Origin of the sequence: Nitratireductor sp. B36 (assembly GCF_020833685.1) — a bacterium.
Taxonomy (GTDB): Bacteria; Pseudomonadota; Alphaproteobacteria; order Rhizobiales; family Rhizobiaceae; genus Nitratireductor.
The window spans coordinates 831262-857520 of sequence record NZ_JACKZY010000001.1; the positions used below are offsets into that span (position 1 = coordinate 831262).

Genomic DNA, 26259 nt, shown 5'->3' on the forward strand with positions numbered 1-26259 from the left:
GATCAGAAATACCCTTCACGCTTCTTCTTTTCCATGGAGCCCGCCTCATCGCGGTCGATCAGGCGCCCTTGCCGCTCAGATGTGCGCGCTGTCAGCATCTCGCCGACAATCTCCTCAAGGGTGGTCGCATTCGAAGGGATCGCGCCCGTCAACGGATAGCAACCAAGTGTGCGGAAACGAACCATACGCTCCTCCACCTTCTCGCCCGGCAGAAGGCGCATCCGGTCATCGTCCACCATAATGGTCATGCCATCGCGGTCCACCACCAGCCGTTTGGCGGCGAAATAAAGCGGAACAATGGGAATATTCTCCTGCAGGATGTATTGCCAGATGTCCTGCTCGGTCCAGTTGGAAAGCGGGAAGACGCGGATGGATTCACCCGGCGCCACGCGCGTGTTGTAGATCTTCCACATTTCCGGCCGCTGGTTCTTGGGATCCCAGGCATGCCCTGCGGAGCGAAATGAAAAAATGCGTTCCTTGGCGCGGCTCTTTTCCTCGTCGCGCCGCGCGCCACCAAAGGCCGCGTCAAATCCATATTTGTCGAGCGCCTGGCGCAGCGCCACCGTCTTCATCACATGGGTGTGGGTGTTGGAGCCATGATCGAACGGGTTGATGCCGTCGCGCACACCCTCTTCATTGATATGCACAAGGAGGTCGAAGCCTTTTTCCTTCGCCATTCGGTCCCGGAACGCGATCATCTCCCGGAACTTCCAGGTGGTGTCCACATGCAGGAATGGAAATGGCGGCTTGGCAGGATAGAACGCCTTCATCGCCAGATGCATCAGCACGGAGGAATCCTTGCCGACGGAATAGAGCATCACGGGCTTTGAAAACGTCGCCGCCACTTCGCGGAAAATGTGGATCGCCTCGGCTTCCAGCCTGCCGAGATGAGTGAGGGCTGCCGGCATTTTTTCGCCTTCTTGTCTGTGTCGATGCGGCCGGGGCCGTGGCTGCGTCTGGATTGTGCCTTTAGGTATCACGCGGTATTTGGCCTATCAAGGAGCGCACTCTCCCACCGACCCCCGGTTTGCGAGGCGCATTTTGCGTTGTTCCAAAGGCTAGGGAAAAGGCATTTCAGAAATGGTGAAGGCCCGCCGTCAGAGCGCGGCTAAAGGCCCAAACCTGTTTCCCGTCTATTCAGAGACGGCCTTGCGAATGGTCTCGATCACACGATCCTGATCGCTTTCTTCCAGATAGGGATGCATCGGCAGGCACAGGATGCGGTGCGGGAGACTTTCCGAGATTGAAAGCCCACCGGGCGCCTTCGCATACATGTCATAGGCTTTCTGCAAATGAAGCGGCTTTTCATAATAAACGACCGAGGGGATGCCCGCTTCGCGCAGGCGACTGCGCACCAGATCGCGCTTCTCGGTTTCGATGGCATATTGCGCCCAGGCCGAGCGATGGCCTTTCGGCGTCACCGCGACCTTTACCACGTCACCGAGCCCTTCAGCATAGCGTGCGGCAACCTTCTGACGCGCATCCATCTCGTCTTCAAGGATCGCCAGCTTCTCGATCAGGATCGCCGCCTGGATCGTGTCGAGGCGCGAATTCAGGCCCACGCGCACATTGTCATACTGGCTCTCACCCTTTCCATGAAAGGCGATGGAGCGCAGCACATCGGCGAGCTCATCATCGTCGGTGAACATCGCGCCACCATCGCCATAGCAGCCAAGCGGCTTGGCCGGGTAAAAGCTGGTGGACGCCACATGGCCGAATGCGCCGCAGCGCTTGTTGTTGAGCGTGCCGCCGATGGATTGCGCGGCGTCCTCGATGATGCGCAGACCTTCGCGCGCGGCGATGCCCTCGATGGCACCGTAGTCGGCAGCCAATCCGAAGAGATCGACCGGAATCACCGCTTTCGGGGTCAGCCGGCCTTCTGCCTTGATATGGTCGATGGCAGCCGTCAGGCTCTTCGGGTCCATGTTGTAGGTATCGGCATTAATCTCCACGAAGACCGGCTCCGCACCCGCCAGTGCCACGACTTCGGCCGTCGCTGCAAAGGTGAAGCTTGGACAGAACACCGCGTCGCCCGGTCCGATGCCATACGCCATCAAAGGCATCAAAAGGGCATCCGTGCCATTGGCACAGGCAATTGCGTGTTTCGTTCCGACATAGGCCGCAAGCTGCTCCTCAAAAGCGGCGACCTGCGGTCCTAAAATATAGTGCCCTTCTGCAACGACCGTGTCGATTGCAGCTGCGAGCTTGTCCTTGATGCGCTCACGCTGAGCGCCGAGATCGATAAATTGCATTTGTTGCCCAATCAGTTGCGGGATGATTCCGCATCAGCCCCGCTCGTTGAATAGGGATGCGGCACGCATAGCGCAACCAAGGGTGCCCTTCAATCTGCCACCTCAGCTGTTACAAGAGGTGAACAGGATAGTCTGCAACCCTTTCAGCCCCTTGTGTATTTGAAGGGCGTGCGCACTTGCCGCCGCGAATCCAATGATGAGCTCTTTCTCGCAAACCTAACAAAACTTCAATCAATCATTGCAATGCTCCACGGCAACAGCGCATTGTTCGTCTTCAAGAAACATCCAGGAAGGAAAGTATGGGCGCCCCTTTCAAAGCGTACGACGTTCGTGGTCGAATCCCCGAGGAAATCAATATCCCTTTCGCCTATCGCTTTTCACAGGCGCTCAAGCAGAGCCTCAACCCCGGCACAGTCGTTGTCGGTCATGACATGCGCATGGACAGCCCGGCTCTCGCCCAAGCGCTGACCCAGGGCCTACTCGATAGCGGCGTAAGCGTGCGGCCGGTTGGCCGTTGCGGCACGGAAGAGGTTTATTTCCATACCGCTGCCAGCGGCGCGGATGCCGGCCTCATGGTCACCGCCAGCCACAATCCGCCCGACTACAACGGCATCAAGATGGTGCTGAAGGGTGCATCCGCCGCGACGCCGGACAACGCCTTCAACGGGATCGAGGCGATCATGCGTTCGGATGCGGTGCTGCAGCCGGTTGCCGATTATGCCGCGCGCGGCACGCTGCACGATCTTTGCGACCGAGATGCCTATATCGAACGCCTTCTCAATGAGGTGGCCGGTCAGAACCTCAAACCGATGAAGATCGTCTGCCACGCGGGCAATGGCTGCGCAGGGCCGATCATTGACCTTCTGGAAAAGCACCTGCCCTTCACCTTCATCAAGATCGACCACGAGCCCGACCCGCGCCTGCCAAATGGCGTGCCAAATCCGCTGTTGCCGGAAAAACGCGAAAAGGCCAGCAAGGCGGTGATCGAGCATGGTGCCGATCTGGCGATCGCCTGGGACGGCGATTTCGACCGCTGCTTCCTATATGACCACAAGGGCCGGTTTGTCGAAGGCTACTACCTGGTTGGCATGATCGCCCAGACCTTGCTTGGCAAGCATCCTGGCAGCACCGTCCTCTATGATCCCCGCCTCACCTGGAACACGATCGACATGGTCGAAAGCGCCGGTGGCGTGGCAAAGCCCTGCCGCACGGGGCACGCCTATTTCAAACAGATGATGCGCGAGGAGAACGCCATCTATGGCGGCGAGATGAGCGCGCACCATTATTTCCGTGATTTCGCCTATTGTGATTCGGGCATGCTCGCCTGGCTCGATGTGGTGGCAGACCTTTCGGCCAGTGGCACCACGCTTGCCGAACGCCTCGAAGAGCGCATCGCCGCCTATCCATGCTCTGGCGAAATCAACTTCACCGTGTCGGACGCAGCCGAAGTCCAGAAGCGCATTTCCGACCACTATCTGCCGCAGAACCCGGAAGTCGAGAGCCAGGACGGCCTCGGCATGGTGTTCGATGACTGGCGCTTCAACCTCCGCGCCTCCAACACCGAACCCCTGCTCCGTCTCAACGTGGAAACCCGCGGCGACAAGGCACTTCTGAAAGCGAAGGTGGACGAATTGCGCGGGATGATCGAGCAGGCTGGTTAGCGCGCGCTACGCCGATCACAATTTCTGAAGCCCGTTGCTCGTTGCGGCGGGCTTTCAACTTTATGATGCTCGGTGGCTTTTATGGTGCTCGGTGGCTTGCCCAGCCGTAGCTTTAGCGGAGGCTGGCTGGGGCGGCAGGATTCGAACCTGCGAATGACGGTACCAAAAACCGTTGCCTTACCACTTGGCGACGCCCCAAGACCGAGCGAAGCGGTGGATAGCAGAAGCACGGCCCCACGACAAGCAGTCGTCTTCAGCCTTTCTGTGGAGCACGTGCTTTCTTCTCCCTCGTTCGTCAAGCCACCCATTCACCCCAGAACTGGGTGAGCGACGCCGGCGCATAACCGTCGAGCCCGCCGAAGAACTGTGCCAGCTCAACCGTGTCCCCCGCCGTCAGCCCTGCCATCACGTGAAGGTGCAACGCTGCCTCAGATCCATCGACCGCGAGACTGGCCACGTCACTCGCCACCAGAGGCGCGCACAGGTCGCTTGCCCCGTTCAAAACCAGTTTCGCCTTCAGTGCGGAAGGCACATTGGTGCCGTTCTGTTTCCAGCCAATCACCGCTCCGAACCGATAAAGCCCATCGGCGGGTGCGGTAAAGCGGTTGGCCCCCGTGTCGAACGCCAGTTGGTCATTTGCCACCGTATTGTTGATCGCCACGGTCTGCCATGTGTCGGCGGCGATATACTGGTCGTAGTTGATGAAGCCGAGGAATTTCGGGTTCGATGGCAGCGCAACGCGACCGGAGTTCTCGTCGGTCGAAATCGCGTCGTTGAAAATGGAACCGTCTGCCGAAACTGCAAGCCGCCAGCCATCCGAGCCGAAAAGCCCCATTATCGCACGCGTGAGAAAGTCGCTCTGCAGCAGCAAACCCACATCGCCGGAAGGCGCTTCCTTGTTCATTGTGTAGAGCAGACTGCCCGTCCCCCCTTCGGCTGCGTAGCGGGCGGTCCAGAGCGTCTTGTCGAGCTTTGCGGAAAACGGGTTTACGGCGTCGGCACTCGTGCCAAGCCCGAACAGGGCTGCATTCTGGATTTCAGCACCGCTTTCGGGCACACCGTCGATCGGCTGCCAACCGGTGCCGTCGAAGACCACGAGACGCATTTCATCGACGACCCAGGCGCGCCAGCCGGTGACAGGCGCGAGCCTTTCCCATGCCCCGTCAACAAAATACGCGATTTCGCCTTCCCATCCACTCCAGGCTCCCGAGGCAACGCCCCCCACGATGTAGCATGCACCGTCGTCCGGGGTGTCAGGTGGTGCGGAGAGATCGCGATCGCGCACGGCGAGGTGCACCAAACCGTCAAGCAGGCGGATCGCTTCATTGTGTGTCACATGCTTCTGCGCCTGTGAGGGCATGATGTAGGGGAGGTTGAGATTTGCGGTCTGTTCCATGGCGGCCCGTTCCTTGTGAGAGCACAAGTCTAGTGGCGCTTGGGCGCGCGGGGATAAACTGGCCGCGGAGCGTTGCTGCCTTCCCCGACAAAGGAGGGAAAACGCTTTCCCTTTTGGTCGCTTTCACGCCTTGCCATGAGGAAAAAAAGCTTGTCGGGGTAGCGCCCTCTCCCCATGGATGCAGCAAATCCACCGATGGCCCTATTGCCTACACCCGGCGTCAACGTTTCCAATCTATTGTCGGGGCAATCTACGTGGATACGTGCTGAAACGGCGAAGACGTTTCACCGGTTCACGGTCATGGAAACACGTTTGATACGATGATGGCGGGGTGGATTGATGTTTGTACCGGTGATCATGGCGGGCGGAATGGGAACGCGGCTGTGGCCGGTTTCGCGCGAACACTATCCCAAGCAGTTCTGCACGCTGGTCGGTGATACCACCATGTTGCAGCAGACCATGGCGCGGCTTGTTGGCCTCGATTGTGCTGCACCGCTCACGGTCTGCAATGAAGAGCACCGTTTTCTCGCGGCAGAGCAGCTCAGGCAGGCCGGCATTGAAAAGGCTTCTATTCTGCTTGAACCGGTGGGCCGCAACACCGCACCGGCCATCACCCTGGCCGCCTTACAGGCGACGGCGACGGGGGAAGACCCGCTGCTTCTTGTCATGCCCGCCGATCATCTTATTCAGAACCTGTCCGCATTCCGTGAAGGCGTCGCCAAGGCCGAAACTTTGGCCCGAGAGGGCCGGCTGGTGACATTCGGCATCGTGCCGACCAGTCCCGAAACCGGTTTCGGCTATATCCGTCGCGGCGAAAAGATCGGCGAGACCGGATTTGTCGTTTCTGGTTTCGAGGAAAAGCCCGATCGCGTCACCGCGCAAGCCTATCTGAAAGATGGGGGCTACGACTGGAACAGCGGCATGTTCATGTTCCGGGCCAGCACATATCTGGAGGAGATGCGCGCCCATGCTCCGGCCATTCTTGATGCCTGCAAGGCAGCCATGGCGGGTGTAGAGAGCGATGACTATTTCCTCCGGCCAGCACGCGAGGCGTTCGAGGCCTGTCCGGCCGATTCCATTGACTATGCGGTGATGGAAAAGACCGACAGAGCGGCTGTGGTCCCGCTTGATGCCGGCTGGAACGACATCGGCTCATGGTCTGCCATATGGGAGGCGCAGGACAAAGACGCCAACGGAAATGCCTTGATCGGCGACGTGTTGCAGGTTGCCTCCAAAAACTCGATCGTCTCCGCCCAGAAACGCCTCGTTGCGCTCGTCGGCGTGGAAGATCTGGTTGTGGTCGAGACGGCGGACGCCGTTCTCGTCGCCAGGCGCGATGCGGTGCAGAACGTCAAGGAGATCGTCGGACAGCTGAAGGCGGCAAACCGCACCGAGCATGTGGATCACCGACGGGTCTACAGGCCCTGGGGCGACTATGATTCCATCGATTTCGGCAACCGCTATCAGGTCAAGCGGATCACTGTGAAGCCAGGGGCGAAACTTTCGGTCCAAAAGCACCACCATCGGGCCGAACACTGGGTCGTGGTGCGGGGAACGGCAAGGGTTCTGAAGGGCGACGAGACCATCATGCTGACCGAGAACCAGTCGACCTATATTCCGCTGGGTGAAATCCATGCGCTGGAAAACCCGGGCAAGATCCCGCTGGAACTGATCGAGGTGCAGTCGGGCTCCTATCTTGGCGAGGACGACATCATTCGCCTGGAAGATCGATACGGCCGCACCTGAAGGAGCGGCGTGGTCCGAAGGAGGGAAGGGAAGAACTGCCGCTTATGATCAGAGGCGGTTCTCCGGCCCGGCAAACGCCCTGTTCTCCCGCTCCTGCTGTTCGTCTGCAAGACGCGAGGTTCCGTTCGCCAGAAAGAGCCCGATAATCAGGAACATCATGAAAACCGTATCGAGAATGTCGTGGCCGAAAATGAGGTTCACGCTTCCTCCACCGGCATAGACGACCACCAGCATCAAAAGCAGGGTTGCACCCAGCCGTGCCGATCTATCCCGCCCGTGGGTCAAACAACGGACAGCCAAAACGGCAATCAACGCAAACATGGCGAGGATCGCGCAGCCGGCCACGATGCCCGACTCGACCACGATGGTGAGAAATCCATTGTGAAAATGCGTGAAGCCTACCTTCAGTCCGAAGTCGTCAGCCAGCCGCTGATGAATGAGCGCCGTCACATTCTGCATCCCATGCCCAAAAACCGGGCTTTCTGCGAAAAGCTGCGCTCCCGTTTTCCAAAGCGCGACGCGCAGACCAACAGAGGTGTTGTAATATCCCCCCTCTGTCAGCCTCTCCACATTGTGCCAGAGCGTTTCGAACCGGTCCAGGATGAGGCCGGAAGCCAGAACGGCGATTACGATGACGAGCCCTGCAAGCGCGAGAATCCGTCCCTTTAGCAGGCTCGCCACAAAACGCCGGAAAATAAAGAGCTGAACCAGCGTGAGGATGATCATCAACACCCATACCGAGCGTGAACCAGACAAGGTCACGGCGGCGAAAGCTGCAATAAAAGCAACGCTGAGCAATAGAGGACGCCGATTTTCGAAAGCAAGCGCTCCCGCCAGGCAAGAAAGCCCGGCCAGACAGGCCACATCGGCGAACACGAGTGCATTTCCAGCGCCCCCCTCGGCTCGCATGTCCAGAAAGATGTATTGGACAAGCGCCAGCAGCAGCGCGCCGAAACTCGCCAGCGCACAGCCGGCAAGAAACGCATGAGCAACCTCTTCCCTGTCCGATATGGTCCAGACCGAGTAGGAGAAGGGAAACAGAAGAAAAGTGGCGAGAGGCAAAAGCTTGTATGCCATGCCCGGCGTCGGCTCATTGGCAAGAAACGCAATGAGATTGGCGGCAACATATACCAGCATCAAAAGCGCGATCCACCGCATCGCGGTGTCCGGGCTCAAACGGCGCCGGCCGGAAAGAACTTCAAAGGCGCACCAGAGTGCGCCGCCGTGCCAAACGACGCTGGCAACCGACCCCACGACCGGCGGCATGGCAAACACGGCCAGGGTGAAGAGTCGATTGATCCCGCGATATGTCATTCCCGGTTCCGTTTGGCGAGTTTTGCTTCCCAGTTGAGCGCATGCTCCACGATTGTGTTCAGATCATCGAAGCGTGGCTTCCAGTCCAGCTCTCGCCTGCATCGCTCGGCTTCAGCGACAATCGCCACTGCGTCGCCCGGCCGGCGCCCTGAAACACGCACCTCAAAATCCTTCCGGGCCACATCCTTTACCGCATTGATGACTTCGAGCACCGAATAACCGTTTCCGTAACCGCAATTGGCGACGAGGCTACCTTTCCCCTCACGCATGCGCTTGAGCGCAAGATAGTGTGCGTTCACGAGATCAGAAACATGAATGTAATCGCGAACGCAGGTCCCATCCGGCGTATCATAGTCCGTGCCAAACACTTCCATGTGGTCGCGCTTGCCCGTGGCCGTCTCGCACGCAACCTTGATCAGGTGGGTCGCGCCCTTGGTGGATTGACCCGTGCGCTGGTCGGGATCCGCTCCTGACACGTTGAAATAACGCAGCACCGTGTAGTCGAAATCATAAGCAGCCGCACAATCGCGCAACATCAATTCGGTCATCATTTTCGACGTGCCGTAGGGAGATTCCGGCCGCAGTTCCGTGTCTTCGCCTACAGGAAAATGTTTCGGGCTGCCGTAGACGGCTGCGGTGGAAGAAAAGATGAAGTGCCGCACACCGCATCGTACTGCACTCTCGATCAAGCTGCGGGACTTTACCGTATTGTTGAGGTAGTAGCCCAGAGGATCCGACACGGATTCCGGTACGATGATAGATCCGGCGAAATGGATGATCGAATCGACATCGTGCTCGCGAATGACATTCTCCACCAGCTCCTGGTCGGCAATGTCCCCGACAACCAGGGTCGCAGCTCCTGCCACCGCCCAATCGAAGCCGGTGCTCAGACGGTCAAGAACGACAACCTCTTCCCCATGATCCAACAGTTCCCAGACCATGTGGCTGCCGATGTAACCGGCACCGCCGGTGACCAATACACTCATTCCCATCCCCTCAAGAAATCGGGCCAGACATCACCATCCGGCCCGACACAAACAGATTTCTTTGTCAGCGAAGTCTCAAGGGCTTAGCGGTCAGGACTCCCCAGACCACGCAGCAACGCCCATGCTGCTGGCAGGAAGCAGGCGGCCAGGGCAACCTTGATCAGGTCAGGCAGGATGAACGGCGCGACGCCGAACTGCCAGGCCTTGTCTGCACCGATCAAGCCGGCAAGCCAGACAAAACCGAGAGTCATCATTACGACTTCCGCCACCAGCATTGCACCGCCAAGCTTCAACGGATTGCGGTCCCAGCCGCGGTCGGCGGCCCATCCGGCGATTGCCGCCATTGCCACGAATCCGAGCAGATAACCGCCGGTCGGCCCCATCATGTAGGCAAAGCCGATCCCCTTTTCGGGCGTCCCCTGGAATACCGGGAGCCCCATGGCACCTTCAGCCATGTAGAGGAGAAGCGTCGCCACGCCGAGGCGCATGCCGAACGTCGCGCCAATGACGAGCACAGCCAATGTCTGAAGAGAAAGATCGACGGGCCCAAGAACGACACGGGTCTTTGCCGAGAGTGCGAGAATCACCGTTGCGCCAATCGCGAGGAAAAGCTGCGTGATCAGACGCTGCGTGGCATTGTGCGGAAGGCTCCGCGAAACGAGGGATTTTGAGGCGATAGCGAGCGACATGGCTCCTCCGTTCAGGCTCTTTGCGAAATAATGCGCGTTCCTTCTCCTATAGAAGCTTCCATGATATGCGGCAACCTGAATGCGGCTTCGCACCGTGCAGTCATCACCGTTTCCGGACAATCTGCCAATGGCTCTCGAATTTGAAACGCGCTTCGATCCCGCCTATGGCGAGGCAATCCAGGTGGCTCCGGATGTTTTGCGCGTCACGGTCAACAATCCCAGTGCTTTTACCTTCCATGGTACAAACAGCTATATCGTGGGGAAATCCACCCTCGCCGTTATCGATCCGGGCCCCGAGGACGACGCTCATTTGAGGGCACTTCTCAAGGCCATTGATGGAAGGCCGGTAAGCCATATCTTCGTCAGCCATACGCACCGGGACCACTCGCCGCTCGCCGTCAGTCTTGCGCGCGAAACCGGTGCGCTTGTCTGTGCAGAAGGCCCGCACCGGGCCGCCAGACCATTGAGAATCGGTGAGACCAATCCACTTGACGCAAGTGCAGATACGGATTTTGTACCGGATCACGCGCTCGCCGACGATGAACTTGTCGAAGGCGAAAATTGGGGTATTCGCGCCATTCATACACCCGGCCATGCAGCCAATCACGCCGCGTTTGCGCTGGAAAACACCGGCATTCTCTTCTCCGCCGATCATGTAATGGCTTGGGCGACCTCCATCGTCGCGCCCCCCGATGGCGCAATGTCGGATTACATGGCCTCGCTTGACCGCCTGCTAGCGCGTGACGACACGGTGTTTTTTCCTGGCCATGGCAGCAGAGTGAAAAATCCGCAACGTTTCATGCGTGGCCTGAAGGCTCACCGCAAAATGCGCGAGCGCGCCATTCTGGATCGCATCACGCGCGGTGACCGAACGATACCGGAAATGGTCGCTGCCATTTACCGCGACACGGACCCCAGGCTACATGGAGCCGCGGCACTTTCGGTGCTCGCCCATCTGGAAGACCTTGTCGCGCGTGGCGCTGTGACGACGGAAACAGCGCCGTCTATCGACGCCGTCTATTTGCCCGGCTAGTGACGTTTCTGGCTAAACCGCGGCCAGCAAGGCCATTCTTTCATCCAGCTCTCTGAGAAACCGCTGAATGCGTGCAGCGTTGTCCCCCAGGTCGTGACGTGCGTAGCGCGAAGCGGAGCGCATATCGACGAATGTGGCCGTTTGATCGTCGTCTATGCGGATCGCGACATCTGCCGGAAATCCCAGAATGAAAGAGTAAGCCACCCCCTCCAGGGTGATGCTGCCGCCGGCCAACTCCTGGCCCTCCGCCCCGCGGGGCTGCCAGCCTCTCTCCTGCATCATGGAACGGACCACCTCGAGCACCTTGTCAGCCGTATGTTCATACCGGCGCCCGGTGACTTCAGGATATCCTTCTTCCTGAAGCGCACGAGCCTCCAAATTGAATTCCGCAATGGGGTTCATTGAAGCACTCCGGGCTGCCGCCGCCAGTGGCATTTCTGGAGGGTTTTCAAGGTCGGTGGAAATGTCGATCAGTCTTGGATGCCCGATGAGACGGAGAGCCGAGACTCCATAGGGGATGAGCGCAATGGCTGCGATCAATATACCGGCGCCGGCGATGGAGGCACCCGATGAACCGTGCTCCCATATCTGGACCAGAGCGATCACGCCAAGCGCGAGGCCGATAAAGGCAAGCACTCCACTCAACCCCAGCAGCCAGAAAAACGGCACGGTTTCGACCAGAGCGAACCGGTGTCCTGCTCCCGACACTGCAAGGAGCACTGCAGCAAATGTCGCAAATCTACGGCTCCACGGAGCTGCCGGTGCTCGTTGCGGTACCAGAATTGCGTTCATATGACGGACCACGCATGTCTTGCGGCTAAGGATAGGTCCTCTTAACGCAATGCTCGCCGGCGGGAAATGCGCTTCGCGTATATTCCTTGAGGTTTCAGTCTCTTGCACCGTTAGGCTGCGAAACTGATTCAGCTTCCATGAATTGCCTGGTGGTATGCAACGTTCTGCTCGCCTCAGCGTTTCCTTCTATAAGGATAACACGCCACATTCCGGCCATGCTGACCAGCAGAATGAAACGGGCGGAGGGAGTGCGTGGATGAAAGTTGTGAGGGTCCACCATGCAAACAGTGCTTCCAGAACACGATAAAACCGCCTCAAGCTCGCTCGAGCTGGTCGAGCTCGAACTTGCTCTCAAGCATCAGGATTTCGTCGATCTCGGTTTCCAAGGTGCTGTGCAAAAGGCATTGGATCAGACCAACGGGCGTATGCTTTTTCACATGCGGCTTGATGGAATGAACGATTGCGACTGGGTTGCCGCTGTCGTTCTGGAGGAGCATGGAGATCCTGCCTATGCTCTTGTGGTGCAGAGGACAGGCAGCGGCTCGCTCGAGATCGAAGACATTGAGACAAGTGAATTGCCGGTGGCTCGGATCGTCACCGCCTATGCTGGTTTGATGACAACACTGGATGGCGTGCAGTAATGCCGCACATCGCGTAACAAGGTGTTACTCCTTGGAGAGGAACCGGCAGAAAACCGTTGCGTTCCCTCCACAACGGAGTGAACGTCATGACTGATAAAGAAAACCCGGCCCCCGGTTTCTTGCGCAATCCCAAAAAGCGCATGACCATTGCACCTCAAAAGAAGACGATTTCCGTCAAGGCCGATGGCCTCGAAATTGCAAAGACGGAGGCTGCGAAAATTCTACGAGAGAGCGGGTGTCCGGACGTGCTCTACATTCCATTCGCGGACATCAATTTTGCGCGCCTCGAGCAAACCCGCACCAGGACCCACTGCCCCTACAAGGGCGATGCCACCTATTGGCGGTTGTCCGGCGCCGGAGAACCGGGCGGCGATATCATGTGGGCTTACCAAGATCCCTATGACGAAGCCTTGGAAATCAAGGAGCACGGCGCATTTTACGCCGAGCTCGTTGATATTGAAGAGAGCTAGGCGCTGGCCCGGGCTTCGCTGATCGCAGCCTGAGCTGCAGCCAGTCTGGCAATGGGGACGCGGAAAGGCGAGCAAGATACGTAATCGAGCCCCACGCTCTCACAGAAGCGGATCGAAGCGGGATCTCCCCCGTGTTCACCACAGATGCCGAGCTTGATATCAGAACGAGCCTCCCGCCCCTTTGCGGAGGCAATCCGCACCAGTTCACCAACACCGTCGACGTCCAGAGAAACGAACGGATCCTGCTCGATGATACCGCGTGCACGATAGGTCTCCAGGAATGAGGCCGCATCGTCTCGGGAAATGCCGAACGTGGTTTGGGTAAGATCGTTGGTCCCGAAAGAAAAGAATTCCGCGCTGGCGGCAATTTCATCCGCCCTGAGAGCAGCTCGCGGCAATTCGATCATTGTCCCCACGAGATAATCGAACGTCACGCCTCGCTCTTCCATGACCGTGTTCGCGACCGCATCGACGCGATCCTTCACGAAGGTCAACTCGGCAGAGATGCCCACGAGCGGCACCATGATCTCAGGCACCACAGGCTTACCGGCCTTTTCGGCCGCATCTGCAGCCGCCTCGAAAATCGCGCGTGCCTGCATCTCCGCAATTTCCGGGTAGGAAATCGCAAGCCGGCAGCCGCGATGGCCGAGCATCGGATTGAATTCATGCAGCGCTTCGGTTCGCTGGCGCAATCTCTCAGCCGAAACCCCCATTGCCTCTGCCACCTCGGCGATTTCTTCCTCGGTTTTGGGCAGGAACTCGTGCAGTGGCGGGTCGAGCAGGCGGATGGTGACAGGCAGCCCGGCCATCACCTCGAAGATTTCAATGAAGTCCGACCGCTGCATGGGCAGCAGCTTGGCGAGTGCCGCCCGGCGATCGATCTCGCTGTCGGCGAGGATCATCTCGCGCATCGCGAGGATGCGGCCATCGTCAAAGAACATGTGTTCGGTGCGGCAAAGACCGATGCCCTCCGCCCCGAAGGATCTTGCGGTGCGAGCATCAGCCGGCGTTTCGGCATTGGCGCGCACCCGCATGCGCCGCACCTCGTCCGCCCACCCCATGATGGTGGAGAAATCGCCCGAGAGCTCCGGCTGCAGCATAGGAACCGAGCCTTTCAGAACCTGTCCTGTCGCGCCATCAATGGTGATGGTGTCGCCAGTCTTGAGCGTCTGCCCCATGGCCAGAAGCACACCTTTCTTATGGTCCACGCGCAGGGAGCCGGCGCCTGAGACACAGGGCTTTCCCATACCGCGCGCGACCACCGCCGCGTGGCTCGTCATGCCACCACGCGTGGTCAAAATGCCTTCTGCGGCATGCATGCCGTGAATGTCTTCGGGGCTCGTTTCCACCCGCACCAGGATCACCCTGCGGCCTTCGGCCTTCGCTTCCTCGGCAGCTTCCGAAGAAAACACGATCTCGCCGGTGGCAGCTCCAGGAGAGGCCGGCAGGCCCATGCCGATGATGTCGCGCGGGGCGGAGGGGTCGATGGTGGGATGGAGAAGCTGGTCGAGAGACGCCGCATCGATGCGCGCCACCGCCTCCTCTTTCGTGATGAGTCCCTCATTGGCCATGTCGACCGCGACCTTGAGAGCCGCACTGGCCGTGCGTTTTCCCGAACGGGTCTGCAGCATCCATAATTTGCCGCGCTCGATGGTGAATTCCAGATCCTGCATGTCGCGATAATGCCGCTCGAGCGTGTCGGCGATCTGGATGAAGGCTGCGAACGCCTCCGGCATCAGTTTTTCGAGCGAGGGTTTGTCAGAGCCGGCGGCGAGCCTTGCCGCTTCGGTGATGTTTTGCGGCGTGCGGATGCCGGCCACCACGTCTTCGCCCTGCGCATTGACGAGAAATTCGCCATAGAGCGCCTTTTCGCCAGTGGAGGGATCACGCGTGAACGCCACGCCCGTTGCCGAATCCTCACCCCGGTTGCCAAACACCATGGCCTGCACGTTCACCGCCGTACCCCAGCTTTCGGGAATGTCGTGCAGCCGGCGATACGTCACCGCGCGCGGGTTCATCCATGATGAGAACACTGCGCCGACCGCGCCCCAAAGCTGCTCGTGCGGATCCTGCGGAAACGGCGCACCGAGTTCGGTCTCGATCCGCCCCTTGTAGAGCGCGATCACGTTCTGCCAGTCTTCAGCCGAAAACTCCGTATCGACCTCATAGCCGAGCCGCGCTTTCTCCTCTTCGAGAATTTCCTCGAAGACATCATGATCGAGTCCGAGGACCACATTGCAGTACATCTGGATGAACCGGCGATAGCTGTCATAGGCAAAGCGTGCATCACCAGCCTCCGCCGCAATTGCCTCAACCGTTGCATCGTTGAGGCCGAGATTGAGCACCGTGTCCATCATTCCAGGCATCGAAGCACGAGCGCCTGAGCGAACGGAAACCAGAAGCGGTTGGCGCGCATCGCCGAAACGGCGACCGGCCACCCGGCCAACCTCTTCAAGAGCCGCTTCAACTTGAGTTTTCAGTTCGTCCGGATAGGTGCGGCCATTGGCATAATAGTGGGAGCAGAGTTCGGTGGTGATCGTAAAGCCGGGCGGCACCGGCAGCCCCAGGCTGCACATTTCCGCCAGATTTGCGCCTTTGCCGCCGAGCAGATTTTTGTCGCCCGCGCTGCCTTCGGCACGTCCATCGCCAAACACATAGACCCACTTGGTCATGCTGCCTTCCCCTTCCGGTCGATTTGCCGGCGCTGGAACCTTTTTGCACCGGCCACGGGACGCAGCGTTAAGCGGCAGCGCGCGCCAAGGCAAGGCCGGCTTCCGCGCCATCCGCCGCTTTATCGATTGAAGAGAAATTTTTTTCTCAACCAGCCAGATCCAGGTGAAGCAGCAGAGCCTCTCGCACGATGCGAGGCGGCGATAGCCCGCCGCCTCCACTGGACCGCACTGATGCGAGATCAGGCCGTGGCTATTACTGACCGGGGGCGAACTCCGACAAAGATCATCACCGCCGCCAGAAACAGCACTATGCTTGCCGCACTGAACACGCCCTGTGCGCCGCTGGTGTCGAAGATCAACCCACCGCCGGCTGCGCCAAGGGCGATCGCAAGCTGGATGGCAGCCACCAGCAGACCACCGGCACTTTCCGCCTGATCGGGTACGGTGCGTGCCAACCAGGTGGACCAGCCAACCGGAACAGCGCCGAACGCGAGACCCCATAGTGCGATCATCACAGCACTCGCCACAGGCGTGGATCCAACCGAGATCAGCCCAAAGCCTAGAATGCTCAAAACAAGCGGCACGGTCATCAACGTACGCCGCAAACTCCGCTCGACCAGAAAACCGCCGAACAATGAGCCCAGGAAATTGGCAAGGCCGAAGCCCAGCAACATTCCGGAGACCGCCGTAATGCTCGCCTCCGTGATGTTTTCCAGATGCGGCCGGATATAGGTGAAAAACGCGAAGTGGCCGGCGAAGACCAGCATTGCCGACAAGAGGCCCAACCCAACCCCTGGGCGCACCAAAACATCAAGCAGCGTACGCAGCCGGGTTGCGGAATTGGGAGCCATGGCCGGCAGCGTGGCAAACTGGACCACGAAGGTGATGACCCCCAGCCCGGTGCCCAGCAGAAAGACACTGCGCCAGCCGAACAGATCACCTACATAACTGCCCACAGGTGCGGCAATAATGGTGGCCGCGGCCACGCCGCTGACGATCATCGACAGCGCCCTCGGCACCAGAGCATCCGGCACCAGCCGCATGGCGACCGCCGTCGACATGGTCCAGAACCCTCCCAGACCGATTCCGAGCAGAACCCTCCCAACAAGCAGAACCGTGATGTTGGGCGCAAACGCTACCATGAGATTTGAAGCCATCAGCAATACAGTGAAGCCGAGCAGAACATGCCGCCTGTCGATGTTGCGCGTGGCAGCCGAAACCAGCAGGCTCGTTATCAGCGCCACCACGGCCGTGGCTGTCACCGCCTGACCGGCCATCCCTTCCGACACCTCCAGTTCCTGGGCCATGGGCGTTAAAAGGCTTGCGGGCAGAAACTCCGCCGTTACCAATCCAAACACGCCAAGTGCCATGGAAATCACCGCTCCCCAGGCTGGCGACCGACTTGCCTGGGCCCCGGTCCACTGCGGGACATCGTCCATCTGTCATTCCTTTCAAAATGCAAAAACTGTTGTGCAGTGCAAAAGAAATAGACTGGACTTTCCGGACGTACCATGCCAGAAAATCCGAAATGCTTGATCGAAACGCCGAAAATTCATCAATGCACACCAATCCCGATCTGGTCAGCGATCTATTGATGGGGATGCGGCTGTATGGGCTCGAATACAATCGTACCCAGGTCTCTCCCCCTTTCGGCCTTCGGTTTCCCGCCATCGAGGGGCGCGCTCAATTTCATTTCGTGGGCCGAGGTCCGGTGCATCTGCGCGGCCCCGGTGAGGCTATTCATGCTCTGGATACAGGCGATGCGGTTCTCCTACCGCGCGGTGGCGAGCATTCTCTTGTTTCTGATACGAAGCTCAAGTGTCAGTGCATCACAGAGTTTCAGCCCAAAGCGCTGTGCAGGGACGTCAGTGAGATCGTGGCCCGTTCGAATGAGCGAGACCAGTCTTCCGATGTCCTCATCTTCTCGGGCTGCATGGAGTTCGATCTGGGGAGCATGCATCCGCTCGTTTCCCTTATGCCGGACGTCATGCGCGTCAACACATTGCTGGAGCGCTACCCGGAAATCCTTCCGATTCTTGATGCTATGGAGCGCGAAGCGAAAGAAGACCGCGCCGGCTTTGCAGGCATTCTTGCCCGGCTCGCAGACGTGGTTTCAGCCTTCATCGTGCGGGCATGGGTGGAGTGTGGCTGCGGCGGCACCAGCGGCTGGGTGGCAGCGTTGCGCGATCCACGTCTGGGGCGTGTCATTGCAGCCCTTCACCGCGATCCCGGCCGCGACTGGACGGTGGCAGAACTGGCAGCACAGATGGGCAGTTCCCGCTCCGTCTTCGCAGACCGGTTTCAGGCCGTCACGGGCATGACACCAGTCCGATATCTGACAGAACTGAGAATGCGGCTTGCCGCGCAGTGGATCAGCCGTGAAGGCATGCCCATAGAGACGGCCGCTCAACGCTTGGGATATGGATCCCAGGCCGCGTTCAGCCGCGCTTTCAAGCGCATCATAGGAAAACCGCCTGGTGCCGTGCGCGTCGCGCAGCCCCGATCACGCCCTGCCGCTACGGATCGTCAAGCTTCCGCTCCGGCTCCGTAGACACTGTAAGGCGGAGCGTTGCCTCATCCATCGCTCCACCGCACCACCGGGCGAGTGCCGAGGAAAAAGGGGCGTCCCGCTCTCGCGAGACCAACGCAAAGAGTGTCATGCACGAGCAGAATTTCTGATCGTCAGGATGTCCAAGAATAGCTGCCAGAGACTGGCCAGGTGCCTTCAACATCACCCTAGTCGCCTCCTGCAGGCGCGGCCCCAAAAGCGGATGCGCAAGATAAGCGCGTGCTTCCTCCAGGGAGGAAATGCCGTAATAGGTCGCGTTCCGCGACCGGCCAAGACCACGCAGCTGTGGAAACACAAACCACATCCAGTGGGTTTGCTTGCGGCCAGAACGCAATTCCCGGAGCGCGGTCTCAAAAACACCCGCCTGTGCCTCGGTGAAACGCTGCAGATTGAACGGATCCATCGCCATCTCAGCCCTCCCGCACACTTGATTGCACGACCACTATGAACCCTATTTCACACCAAGTTATACGCTCTGGCCTTGCAAAAAGTTCAGACGTCAAATAGAACAAAATAAGAACACTGGAGAGAGCCATGCGCAAGACCGGAAAACTGGATTATATCGAAATGCCCGCCGGCGGCGGGAGCATCGACAGCGTAAAGGCCTTTTATGCCAATGCCTTTTCCTGGTCGTTTACCGACTATGGGCCCGGCTACTCGGCTTTCAGCGAAGGTTTGGATGGCGGTTTCGACGGCAATCCGGAGGGCAACCATAAACCGCTACCCGTGCTGTTTTCCGAAAACCTCGAGGCCACTCTCAAGTCGGTCGAGGACGCAGGCGGCAAGATCGTGAAACCGATCTTCTCGTTTCCCGGAGGCCGCCGCTTCCATTTTACGGATCCGGCGGGCAATGAATTGGCGGTTTGGAGCGAGACATGAGCGCGTCGAAAACCGAACGACCGGTGAAGAGCGGGCACGGTCTCGATGAAATTTTCTTGCGGAGAGAGATGTTAGCCGGCCTCGCGCAGGCGCTCGGCAGTCTGCAGATCGACCGAGACGAGTTGGCTGACGCCCTGCTCGGCCATGGTGACCCCGAAGAGCCGGTTCATACGGGCCATGGTGATGGGATTGTGGGTTATGACCACGAAGCGTGTGTCCGTTGATGCCGCCATCTCGTCCATGAGATTGCAGAAGCGCTCGACATTGTGATCGTCGAGCGGCGCGTCCACCTCGTCCAGCACACAGATCGGGGCGGGATTGGTTAGAAAGACAGCAAAAATCAGCGCCATCGCAGTCAAAGCCTGCTCACCACCCGACAGGAGCGTCATGGTCTGAGGACGCTTGCCCGGAGGGCGGGCAAGAATTTCGAGCCCCGCCTCGAGCGGGTCGTCGGATTCGATCAGTTGCAGTTCTGCCGTACCGCCGCCGAAGAGATGCGTGAACAGTCGCTGGAACTGTTCATTGACCACATCGAAGGCGGCCAGCAGGCGCTCGCGCCCTTCCCTGTTCAGGTTCTGGATCGCGTGGCGCAGTTTGCGAATGGCTTCGATCACGTCTTCCCGCTCGGCGACGATCGTGCCGTGGCGTTCCGTCAGCTCGGTCTGTTCTTCCTCGGCGCGCAGATTGACCGCGCCGAGCCGTTCGCGCTCCATCTTCAGCCGTTCCAGCCGGCGTTCCACTTCCGCGATCTCCGGCATGGCCTCGTCAGGCTCCAGCTCGGCCATCGCCAGGACCTTGTGGGGCGGAACATTCAACACTTCCTGAATACGGGCTTCGGCCTCCTTGCGTCGCTCCTCGGCTGCCGTCACACGTTCTTCAGCACGGGCTCTGGCCTCGCGTGCGGAAGAAAGCGCCTGAATGCTCTCGGTCGCACGCTTGTCCAGCTCCGCCTGACGGTTCTCAGCTTCCTGCAGCGTGTCTGCGGCTTGCCTGCGCACCGCCTCAGCCTTTGCAATCTCGGAAAGCAGCGAACGACCACGCGCCTCTATCTCTTCGGGTGCTTCAGCGAGCTCCTCCAGTTCGGCTTCCGTGTCGGCGCGCCGCTGGAGTAGAGCTTCCGTGTGACGGTCGGCATTTTCCGCACGCGACTGCCAGCTCCGCCGCTCTGCAGCGATCGCCTCAAGTCGGCGCCGGCGGGCTTCCGCTTCGCGCCGCAAGCCTTCATAGGCAGCGCGCGCCTCGGCCACAGCTGCACGTTTGGCGGAGACCTCGGCAGACTGGCGCTCAAGCCGAGCCTGCAATTCCGTGAGGTCCGGCGCGCCTTCAAGCGCTTCTTCCGCCGCCATTGTCGCAGCCACAGCCTCTTCATGGTCCTCGACCACCCGGCCCCGCGCCTCTTCGAGGCTCATGCGCCGGCTTGAAAGCTCACCAGCCGCCTTCTCGGCACTTGCCAACGCGTCGCGCGCACGGCTGAGCGCGGCCTGCGCTTCACGCGCTTCTTCGCGCGCGCGGCGTTCGCCTTCCACCGCACTCTTCACGCCTTGCTCGGCGTCATTGAGCGCGGTCTCGGCAGCGCGAAGCCGCGCGGTCGCCTCAATCACCTCTCCATCGAGCTCGGAGAGGCGATTCTTCTGCGCCAGTCTCTGCGCTGCTGCTGTCGGCGCATCGGCGCTGGCGCGATACCCGTCCCAGCGCCACAAAGCCCCGTCCCGCGCGACCAAACGTTGACCAGGCTTCAGCATTTTCTGAAGCCGGGGCCCATCCGCGGCGTCCACAACGCCAATCTGTGCAAGGCGACGCGCCAGCTGTGCAGGTGCTTTCACCACAGAGGCCAGTGCCGGGATACCCTCGGGAAGGGCCGGGTCATCCGAGGCGATCTCCGAAGGCCCCCAATAGACAGGCGCGGCACTATCGAGCGGCACATCGAGGTCTTCGCCCAGTGCGGCACCGAGCGCCGTCTCGAACCCGCGCTCAACGCGCAATTGTTCCAGAACCGCCGGGAACAGGTCCGCCCCGCCGGCATTCAAAATCTTGCGCAGGGTTTGCGCTTCTGTTTCCACACGACCAAGCTCGGCCCGTGCTTCCTGCAGGGGGGTGCGGGCGGCCTGCTCGGCCTCGCGGGCGGCTGCAACGCGCTCTTCGCTTTCGCCGACAGCCGCTTCAGCCAGTTCAAGGCGCTCGGCCGCTTCCTCAACCAGCATGCGTTTTTCGGCCGGGTCCGGCAGTCCGGCTATCCGGCTGGCGATTTCCGATAGTTCCGCATCCATATTGGCAATCTGCCGCGCAAGCCGGTCACGGCGCTCGGCCTGCTCGCGGATGGCCCGCTCAGCCTGTTGGCGACTGGCAGAAACCTCAGCCTTCTCAGCCGTCAGCCGTGAGAGCAAATCCTCGGCACTCGTGAGGTCTGAAGAAACCTCTTCAAAGACACTCTGCAATTCGGCTTCACGCCCTTCAGCACCGTCTTCGGCTTCTTTGAGCGCCTCTTCCTCTTCCGCCAGCCGCGCCAACGCGTCGGCATTGTCGCGCACCATCTGCTCTTCGCGCGCCACATCGGCATTTAACTGGTCGATGCGTTTCTTCAGTTCCTGTGTGCGCGCTTCAATGCGCTTGGCTTCTTCCTCAACCTGTGTGCGGGCGATCGTCAGCCTTTGAAGGGCGGCGGCGGCAGCCGCTTCGGCATCGCGCAATGCAGGAAGCTTGTGTGCACCGACGGCCTGAGCCTTGGCCGCTTCCATCTGGCCGCTGGCATTTTCCCCCACCAGGGCTGTCGCCTGTGACAGCGCGCTTTGGGCCTCGGCCTCCTGCGCCTTGGCGGACGACCAGCGCAAGTGCAACAGGATCGCTTCAGCCTTGCGCACTTCCGCGGAAAGCTTCTTGAAGCGCGAAGCCTGACGCGCCTGGCGTTTGAGGCTTTCGATCTGGCTGTCGAGCTCACTCACCACATCGTCGAGCCGTTCAAGATTTTGTTCGGCAGCACGCAGCCGCAATTCCGCTTCGTGACGGCGGGAATGAAGCCCTGATATGCCGGCTGCTTCTTCCAGAAGCGCACGGCGCGCCTGCGGTTTTGCCTGGATCAATTCGCCAATCCGCCCCTGCCCCACCATGGAAGGCGAGCGTGCGCCGGTCGACTGATCAGCGAAAAGAAGCTGCACATCACGCGCGCGCGCCTCCTTGCCGTTGATCCGGTAGACGGACCCCGCCTCGCGCTCGATCCGGCGCGAGACCTGCAACTCGTCCGCGTCGTTGAACGCGGCTGGTGCTGTGCGATCGGCATTGTCGAGAAACAGCGTCACCTCGGCGGTGTTTCGCGCCGGGCGCGTACCGGAACCGGAAAAGATGACATCATCCATACCGGAGGCGCGCATGTTCTTGTACGAGCTTTCGCCCATCACCCAGCGCAACGCTTCCACCAGATTGGATTTGCCGCAGCCATTGGGACCGACAACGCCCGTCAGCCCGTTCTCGATCACAAACTCGCTCGGCTCGACGAAGGACTTAAACCCCAGAAGGCGCAGCTTGGTGAACTTCATGCCGGCAGCACCTTATCCGGCGCGCACGAAAGCGGCAGGCAAACGCGTCGCCCGCTCAAGCATGCCGTCGATGATCGCCGACATTTGTTCAATCGATACGGCTCCCGAGTGCTTCATCCCGTTGATGAAGAATGTTGGAACAGCCTCACTTTCCGGACGCTCCAACCCCCCATTGCGCATGGCCCTGACTTCATCTGGAAGCTTACGGCCCGTCAAGCAAGCTTCAATATTCTCTGGCGAGAAACCCACATATAGAGCGGTTTTCAACAGGATAGAGGCCTCGCACCGCATCGCCTTGCGCGACCCGCGCATGTCTCCAAGAGCTCTGTCCGGACCACAAAACGCACGACACCACCGGCAAAAACCGGTGGTGTCAATCATCTCGGTCACTTCCCAGCCTGCGTCAGAGCATCCCGTCAATGACCGCCGAGATTTCCTCGATCGACATGGCGCCGGAATACTTCTTTCCGTTGATAAAGAAGGTCGGCGTCGCATCGACGCCAAAATCGCTGGCACCGCGCGTACGCACAGCGCGAACCTTGTTCAAAAGCTCCTGATCGGTCAAACAGGCCTCAAAGCTTTCCTGTGTGAAGCCGGCAAGCTTGGAGATCTTCAAAAGAGCCGACTGCGCGTCCTGCACGGGCGCCCAGTTGTTCTGCTGCTTGAAGAGCACATCAACCATGGCGAAATATTTGTCATCGGAGCAACGCGCCAACATGAAGCCCGCTTCGGCGCGCGGATCAAACGGAAATTCGCGCAAGATAAAACGCACCTTGCCCGTCTCGATATATTTCTTCTTCAGTTCCGGATAGGTGCGGGTGTGAAATGTGGCGCAGTGACTGCAGGTCATCGAAGCATATTCGACAATCGTCACCGGCGCATTTTCATCGCCAAGAACCTTCTCCTCCAGCGCCCCCTCTTCAAGAAGCTTCTCCATGTCCACCGTTCCGCTTGAAGGCGGAGCCTCGACGGCGGCCGTGGTGACGGGGTCGGTGGCCGGAGTCCCCGCATCCGCTTCGGCATTGCCTTCGGTGCACGCGGCCAGCCCAAGCCCGAGCACCGGCAAGGCGGCCATGGAAAGAAGGAGTTTGCGGCGCTGGATCAGTTCGGACATGAAATCTCACCTGTTCGTCTTGGGATGTTACCTGCGATACCGCCACAAAGCGGGCGTTTCGGGCGAATTTGGGTCAAGGGCGTGTTTTTCTGAAGCAAGCGTTCTATCACGTTTTGGTGATCGGCGTTCATTTTCGTCGGCCAAGAATGCTCGCACCGAGCTTCTGCAACGATAGACGCAAGCCCTCGTCCTCGACCCCGGCGACCAGCGCATCGATCCGCGCGGTCTCTGATCCGGTGAGCGGACGCATGGCCGGTGTGCGGCGCGTCTGCGGCTGCGCCACGGGCTTTTGCACGATTTTGATGCGCCCGACAGCCGCAAAGCCAAGAAAAGCATTCACCCTGGCGATCACCTCGCCCGTCTCGTGCTGCAGGCGCAGGGCAGCCGCCCCTTCGCAGGCAATCACCAGTGTGGCTGGTTCAAACGGATCATCCTCGTGCCGGCGCCGCGGCCAGGCAAGCTTTTCGGGTCGCGTGCTGAGCGCCAGTCTCTCACCCACGATGTCGCCCCAGCACTGAACAAGCTCAACGGAAAGGCCGGCACGCTTGCGCATCACCGGATCGAGAATGCCAGTGGCAAGATCGCTGACAGCGACGGGATTGCCCGATTGCCTCTTCCCTGTCATGACATGAAATCTCGAATTGATCCGCAACGCATAATGAGTTTCGCTCCAGTATGGCACGCAGGGCAGCGTCGGTCACCGACGCACAGTCTTTCTCGACCGATTATTCGCTCCCGCTGCTCGCATGGTATGATCGCCATCACAGGAGCCTGCCCTGGCGCACCCCACCGGACGAAACCAGACTCGGCGTGCTGCCCGATCCCTACCGCGTCTGGCTTTCGGAGGTCATGCTTCAACAGACCACCGTCGGCGCGGTCAAGCGCTATTTCGAAGTCTTTACCGATGCCTGGCCGACAGTCGAGGCTCTTGCCGCCGCTGATGCCGACGATGTGATGAAAGCGTGGGCGGGTCTTGGCTATTATTCGCGCGCCCGCAATCTGAAGAAATGTGCGGAAACCGTCGCGACCGAATATGCCGGACGTTTTCCCGATACGGAGGCCGGTCTCAAGACCCTTCCCGGCATCGGCGACTACACCGCCGCCGCTATTGCCGCGATCGCCTTCAACCAACCTGCCGCCGTGGTCGACGGCAATATCGAGCGCGTCATCACGCGTCTTCACGCGATAGAGACGCCGCTGCCGCAAGCGAAACGCGAGATCCGCGCTTTGGTCGCGAAAGCCATGCCGCATGACCGGCCGGGCGATTTCGCCCAGGCCATGATGGATCTCGGGGCAACCATCTGCACACCGCGCAAGCCTGCTTGCGTGGTTTGCCCCATCGTCGCGGGCTGCGTGGCGCGGCGCGAAGGCATTGCCGAGCATTTTCCGGTCAAGGCGCCGAAGAGCGAGAAACCCATGCGCGTCGGCGCAGCTTTCGTCGCCATGCGTCCCGATGGCTCCGTGCTTCTGCGAAAGCGTCCCTCTTCTGGCCTTTTGGGCGGGATGGCTGAGGTCCCCGGCAGCGACTGGACGGCGCGGCAGGATGGCATCACAGACATATCCGCCGCTCCCTTCCCCGCCGCGTGGCATGCAACCGGATCGATCCGCCATGTCTTTACGCATTTTGCGCTTGAGCTTTGTGTTTTCAAAGCCAACCTGCCGGACGACGCTTCGCCGGGTGATGGCTGGTGGTCTCCCCCCAGCGCCCTTCCACATGAGGCACTGCCCACTGTCATGAAAAAGGTCATCGAGGCTGCGATACCTGGAGCCACGAAGAAACGCCGCAAAGGATAAAACCGCATGAGCGACATTCGACACATCGTATTCGACATCGGTCGGGTGCTGATCCACTACGACCCGGAAATTCCCTACCGCCACCTGATCCCTGACGATGATCGGCGCCGCTGGTTTCTGGAGAATGTCTGCACCGGCGACTGGAATGTGGAACAGGATCGCGGGCGCACCTGGGAAGAAGCCGAAGCGCTGCTCATTGCCGAGCACCCCCTTGAGGAAGAGAACATTCGTGGTTTTCGCCGCCACTGGCACGAAATGGTGCCACATGCCTATGACGATTCGGTCGCCATCCTCGAGACGCTGATCGATGAAGGCCACGATGTGACGATGTTGACCAATTTCGCCGCCGACACATTTGTCGAGGCGCGCAGGCGTTTTGCCTTCCTCAACAGACCACGCGGCGTCACCGTTTCAGGTGAAATCGGGCTCATCAAGCCGGACCGCGCGATTTACGACACCCATGTCGAGAGTTTCGATCTGGAACCGGCAGCGACACTCTTCATCGACGACAGCGAGAAAAATGTGGAAGGCGCAAGAAATGCGGGCTGGCAGGCCGTTCATTTCACAGGCGCGGAGAAGCTGCGCAATGACCTCGCCCGCTTCGGCTTCTCCGTTTGAGAAACACAGGCGCTTTCGAATCATGCATTGATTCATGAAAGCGCTTTACTCCGTTGATTGATCACGCGTTTCATGGCTCCGGGACATGTCGCCGGAGCCGTTT

At 59.8% G+C, this 26259-nt stretch carries 23 protein-coding genes and 1 tRNA gene; 9 read left to right on the plus strand and 15 right to left on the minus strand.

All coding sequences use genetic code 11. From position 1 onward, the window contains the following. Window positions 1-2 precede the first annotated feature (2 nt). Both cysD and H7H48_RS04170 read right to left on the minus strand, forming a co-directional pair. Window positions 3-908, minus strand: a complete 906-nt coding sequence (gene cysD, locus H7H48_RS04165; protein ID WP_229447530.1) for a sulfate adenylyltransferase subunit CysD — start codon at window positions 906-908, stop codon at window positions 3-5. Between the two features lie 225 nt (window positions 909-1133). Further along, complete coding sequence (locus H7H48_RS04170) at window positions 1134-2252, minus strand: DegT/DnrJ/EryC1/StrS aminotransferase family protein (RefSeq protein WP_229447531.1); 1119 nt, start codon at window positions 2250-2252, stop codon at window positions 1134-1136. 299 nt (window positions 2253-2551) lie between these two features. Between H7H48_RS04170 and H7H48_RS04175 the strand changes: the two genes are divergently transcribed. Beyond that, on the plus strand, window positions 2552-3913 hold the full coding sequence (locus tag H7H48_RS04175; RefSeq protein ID WP_229447532.1) for a phosphomannomutase: 1362 nt from the start codon (window positions 2552-2554) through the stop codon (window positions 3911-3913). A 123-nt stretch (window positions 3914-4036) separates the two neighbouring features. Here H7H48_RS04175 and H7H48_RS04180 read toward each other — a convergent pair. Both H7H48_RS04180 and H7H48_RS04185 read right to left on the minus strand, forming a co-directional pair. Beyond that, a tRNA-Gln gene (locus tag H7H48_RS04180) sits at window positions 4037-4111 on the minus strand. Between the two features lie 97 nt (window positions 4112-4208). After that, the gene (locus tag H7H48_RS04185) at window positions 4209-5309 is read right to left on the minus strand and encodes a DUF2793 domain-containing protein (protein ID WP_229447533.1); all 1101 of its coding nucleotides are present in this window, start codon (window positions 5307-5309) and stop codon (window positions 4209-4211) included. Window positions 5310-5648: 339 nt separating this feature from the next. Here H7H48_RS04185 and H7H48_RS04190 point away from each other — a divergent pair, with 339 nt between their 5' ends. Continuing rightward, entirely contained in the window at window positions 5649-7055 is a 1407-nt protein-coding gene (locus tag H7H48_RS04190; protein ID WP_229447534.1) for a mannose-1-phosphate guanylyltransferase/mannose-6-phosphate isomerase, read from the plus strand. Between the two features lie 48 nt (window positions 7056-7103). Here H7H48_RS04190 and H7H48_RS04195 read toward each other — a convergent pair whose 3' ends face one another. From H7H48_RS04195 to H7H48_RS04205, 3 genes are all read right to left on the minus strand, one after another. Beyond that, window positions 7104-8369: an O-antigen ligase gene (locus H7H48_RS04195; RefSeq protein WP_229447535.1), complete on the minus strand. Its 1266-nt coding sequence runs from the start codon at window positions 8367-8369 to the stop codon at window positions 7104-7106. Further along, complete coding sequence (galE, locus tag H7H48_RS04200; protein ID WP_229447536.1) at window positions 8366-9355, minus strand: UDP-glucose 4-epimerase GalE; 990 nt, start codon at window positions 9353-9355, stop codon at window positions 8366-8368. Before galE ends, H7H48_RS04195 begins: the two co-directional genes overlap by 4 nt. An 83-nt stretch (window positions 9356-9438) precedes the next feature. Beyond that, a complete protein-coding gene (locus tag H7H48_RS04205) occupies window positions 9439-10044 on the minus strand; it encodes a biotin transporter BioY (protein ID WP_229447537.1) in 606 nt (201 codons plus the stop codon). A gap of 127 nt (window positions 10045-10171) precedes the next feature. Between H7H48_RS04205 and H7H48_RS04210 the strand changes: the two genes are divergently transcribed. Further along, complete coding sequence (locus H7H48_RS04210; RefSeq protein ID WP_229447538.1) at window positions 10172-11077, plus strand: MBL fold metallo-hydrolase; 906 nt, start codon at window positions 10172-10174, stop codon at window positions 11075-11077. Window positions 11078-11089: 12 nt separating this feature from the next. Here H7H48_RS04210 and H7H48_RS04215 read toward each other — a convergent pair whose 3' ends face one another. Continuing rightward, window positions 11090-11869 (minus strand): DUF1499 domain-containing protein, encoded by a 780-nt coding sequence (locus tag H7H48_RS04215; RefSeq protein WP_229447539.1) that lies wholly within the window; start codon window positions 11867-11869, stop codon window positions 11090-11092. A 278-nt stretch (window positions 11870-12147) separates the two neighbouring features. Here H7H48_RS04215 and H7H48_RS04220 point away from each other — a divergent pair, with 278 nt between their 5' ends. Both H7H48_RS04220 and H7H48_RS04225 read left to right on the plus strand, forming a co-directional pair. Further along, the gene (locus H7H48_RS04220) at window positions 12148-12510 is read left to right on the plus strand and encodes a hypothetical protein (protein ID WP_229447540.1); all 363 of its coding nucleotides are present in this window, start codon (window positions 12148-12150) and stop codon (window positions 12508-12510) included. Between the two features lie 56 nt (window positions 12511-12566). Then, a complete protein-coding gene (locus H7H48_RS04225; protein ID WP_370633304.1) occupies window positions 12567-12980 on the plus strand; it encodes a DUF427 domain-containing protein in 414 nt (137 codons plus the stop codon). Here H7H48_RS04225 and ppdK read toward each other — a convergent pair. Both ppdK and H7H48_RS04235 read right to left on the minus strand, forming a co-directional pair. Beyond that, the gene (gene ppdK / locus H7H48_RS04230; RefSeq protein ID WP_229447541.1) at window positions 12977-15652 is read right to left on the minus strand and encodes a pyruvate, phosphate dikinase; all 2676 of its coding nucleotides are present in this window, start codon (window positions 15650-15652) and stop codon (window positions 12977-12979) included. The two genes, H7H48_RS04225 and ppdK, sit on opposite strands and share 4 nt — an antisense overlap. Before the next feature lie 239 nt (window positions 15653-15891). Further along, the gene (locus H7H48_RS04235; protein WP_229447542.1) at window positions 15892-17091 is read right to left on the minus strand and encodes an MFS transporter; all 1200 of its coding nucleotides are present in this window, start codon (window positions 17089-17091) and stop codon (window positions 15892-15894) included. Between the two features lie 89 nt (window positions 17092-17180). Here H7H48_RS04235 and H7H48_RS04240 point away from each other — a divergent pair, with 89 nt between their 5' ends. Continuing rightward, entirely contained in the window at window positions 17181-18203 is a 1023-nt protein-coding gene (locus H7H48_RS04240) for an AraC family transcriptional regulator (protein WP_229447543.1), read from the plus strand. Here H7H48_RS04240 and H7H48_RS04245 read toward each other — a convergent pair. Continuing rightward, a complete protein-coding gene (locus tag H7H48_RS04245) occupies window positions 18169-18630 on the minus strand; it encodes a DUF1810 domain-containing protein (protein ID WP_229447544.1) in 462 nt (153 codons plus the stop codon). The genes H7H48_RS04240 and H7H48_RS04245 overlap by 35 nt on opposite strands. Before the next feature lie 125 nt (window positions 18631-18755). Between H7H48_RS04245 and H7H48_RS04250 the strand changes: the two genes are divergently transcribed. Next, window positions 18756-19100 carry a VOC family protein gene (locus H7H48_RS04250; RefSeq protein ID WP_229447545.1) on the plus strand — a complete coding sequence of 115 codons (345 nt, stop codon included), beginning with the start codon at window positions 18756-18758 and terminating at the stop codon, window positions 19098-19100. 71 nt (window positions 19101-19171) lie between these two features. Here the strand turns inward: H7H48_RS04250 and smc are convergent, their stop codons facing one another. The 4 genes from smc to H7H48_RS04270 form a co-directional block, all read right to left on the minus strand. Then, window positions 19172-22630, minus strand: a complete 3459-nt coding sequence (smc, locus tag H7H48_RS04255) for a chromosome segregation protein SMC (RefSeq protein WP_229447546.1) — start codon at window positions 22628-22630, stop codon at window positions 19172-19174. A 12-nt stretch (window positions 22631-22642) separates the two neighbouring features. After that, a complete protein-coding gene (locus H7H48_RS04260) occupies window positions 22643-23011 on the minus strand; it encodes a thioredoxin domain-containing protein (RefSeq protein ID WP_229447547.1) in 369 nt (122 codons plus the stop codon). A 22-nt stretch (window positions 23012-23033) separates the two neighbouring features. Further along, complete coding sequence (locus H7H48_RS04265; protein ID WP_229447548.1) at window positions 23034-23744, minus strand: DsbA family protein; 711 nt, start codon at window positions 23742-23744, stop codon at window positions 23034-23036. A gap of 127 nt (window positions 23745-23871) precedes the next feature. After that, window positions 23872-24369, minus strand: a complete 498-nt coding sequence (locus H7H48_RS04270; protein WP_229447549.1) for a DUF721 domain-containing protein — start codon at window positions 24367-24369, stop codon at window positions 23872-23874. Window positions 24370-24419: 50 nt separating this feature from the next. Here H7H48_RS04270 and mutY point away from each other — a divergent pair, with 50 nt between their 5' ends. Beyond that, window positions 24420-25538, plus strand: coding sequence for an A/G-specific adenine glycosylase (gene mutY / locus H7H48_RS04275; RefSeq protein ID WP_229447550.1), 1119 nt, complete (start codon window positions 24420-24422; stop codon window positions 25536-25538). A gap of 6 nt (window positions 25539-25544) precedes the next feature. Beyond that, on the plus strand, window positions 25545-26156 hold the full coding sequence (locus tag H7H48_RS04280) for an HAD family phosphatase (RefSeq protein WP_229447551.1): 612 nt from the start codon (window positions 25545-25547) through the stop codon (window positions 26154-26156). The last annotated feature ends 103 nt before the right edge of the window (window positions 26157-26259 follow it).

Excerpts from the sequence above, each read along its gene's own strand:
- H7H48_RS04270 (WP_229447549.1), bottom strand. The coding sequence starts at position 24,369 with ATGACAGGGAAGAGGCAATCGGGCAATCCCGTCGCTGTCAGCGATCTT.
- H7H48_RS04175 (WP_229447532.1), top strand. The coding sequence starts at position 2,552 with ATGGGCGCCCCTTTCAAAGCGTACGACGTTCGTGGTCGAATCCCCGAG.
- H7H48_RS04235 (WP_229447542.1), bottom strand. The coding sequence starts at position 17,091 with ATGGACGATGTCCCGCAGTGGACCGGGGCCCAGGCAAGTCGGTCGCCA.
- H7H48_RS04215 (WP_229447539.1), bottom strand. The coding sequence starts at position 11,869 with ATGAACGCAATTCTGGTACCGCAACGAGCACCGGCAGCTCCGTGGAGC.
- H7H48_RS04190 (WP_229447534.1), top strand. The coding sequence starts at position 5,649 with ATGTTTGTACCGGTGATCATGGCGGGCGGAATGGGAACGCGGCTGTGG.
- ppdK (WP_229447541.1), bottom strand. The coding sequence starts at position 15,652 with ATGACCAAGTGGGTCTATGTGTTTGGCGATGGACGTGCCGAAGGCAGC.
- H7H48_RS04250 (WP_229447545.1), top strand. The coding sequence starts at position 18,756 with ATGCGCAAGACCGGAAAACTGGATTATATCGAAATGCCCGCCGGCGGC.
- H7H48_RS04185 (WP_229447533.1), bottom strand. The coding sequence starts at position 5,309 with ATGGAACAGACCGCAAATCTCAACCTCCCCTACATCATGCCCTCACAG.
- mutY (WP_229447550.1), top strand. The coding sequence starts at position 24,420 with ATGGCACGCAGGGCAGCGTCGGTCACCGACGCACAGTCTTTCTCGACC.
- H7H48_RS04170 (WP_229447531.1), bottom strand. The coding sequence starts at position 2,252 with ATGCAATTTATCGATCTCGGCGCTCAGCGTGAGCGCATCAAGGACAAG.
- H7H48_RS04280 (WP_229447551.1), top strand. The coding sequence starts at position 25,545 with ATGAGCGACATTCGACACATCGTATTCGACATCGGTCGGGTGCTGATC.
- smc (WP_229447546.1), bottom strand. The coding sequence starts at position 22,630 with ATGAAGTTCACCAAGCTGCGCCTTCTGGGGTTTAAGTCCTTCGTCGAG.
- H7H48_RS04195 (WP_229447535.1), bottom strand. The coding sequence starts at position 8,369 with ATGACATATCGCGGGATCAATCGACTCTTCACCCTGGCCGTGTTTGCC.
- H7H48_RS04210 (WP_229447538.1), top strand. The coding sequence starts at position 10,172 with ATGGCTCTCGAATTTGAAACGCGCTTCGATCCCGCCTATGGCGAGGCA.
- H7H48_RS04265 (WP_229447548.1), bottom strand. The coding sequence starts at position 23,744 with ATGTCCGAACTGATCCAGCGCCGCAAACTCCTTCTTTCCATGGCCGCC.
- H7H48_RS04245 (WP_229447544.1), bottom strand. The coding sequence starts at position 18,630 with ATGGCGATGGATCCGTTCAATCTGCAGCGTTTCACCGAGGCACAGGCG.
- galE (WP_229447536.1), bottom strand. The coding sequence starts at position 9,355 with ATGAGTGTATTGGTCACCGGCGGTGCCGGTTACATCGGCAGCCACATG.
- H7H48_RS04220 (WP_229447540.1), top strand. The coding sequence starts at position 12,148 with ATGCAAACAGTGCTTCCAGAACACGATAAAACCGCCTCAAGCTCGCTC.
- cysD (WP_229447530.1), bottom strand. The coding sequence starts at position 908 with ATGCCGGCAGCCCTCACTCATCTCGGCAGGCTGGAAGCCGAGGCGATC.
- H7H48_RS04240 (WP_229447543.1), top strand. The coding sequence starts at position 17,181 with ATGCTTGATCGAAACGCCGAAAATTCATCAATGCACACCAATCCCGAT.
- H7H48_RS04260 (WP_229447547.1), bottom strand. The coding sequence starts at position 23,011 with ATGATTGACACCACCGGTTTTTGCCGGTGGTGTCGTGCGTTTTGTGGT.
- H7H48_RS04205 (WP_229447537.1), bottom strand. The coding sequence starts at position 10,044 with ATGTCGCTCGCTATCGCCTCAAAATCCCTCGTTTCGCGGAGCCTTCCG.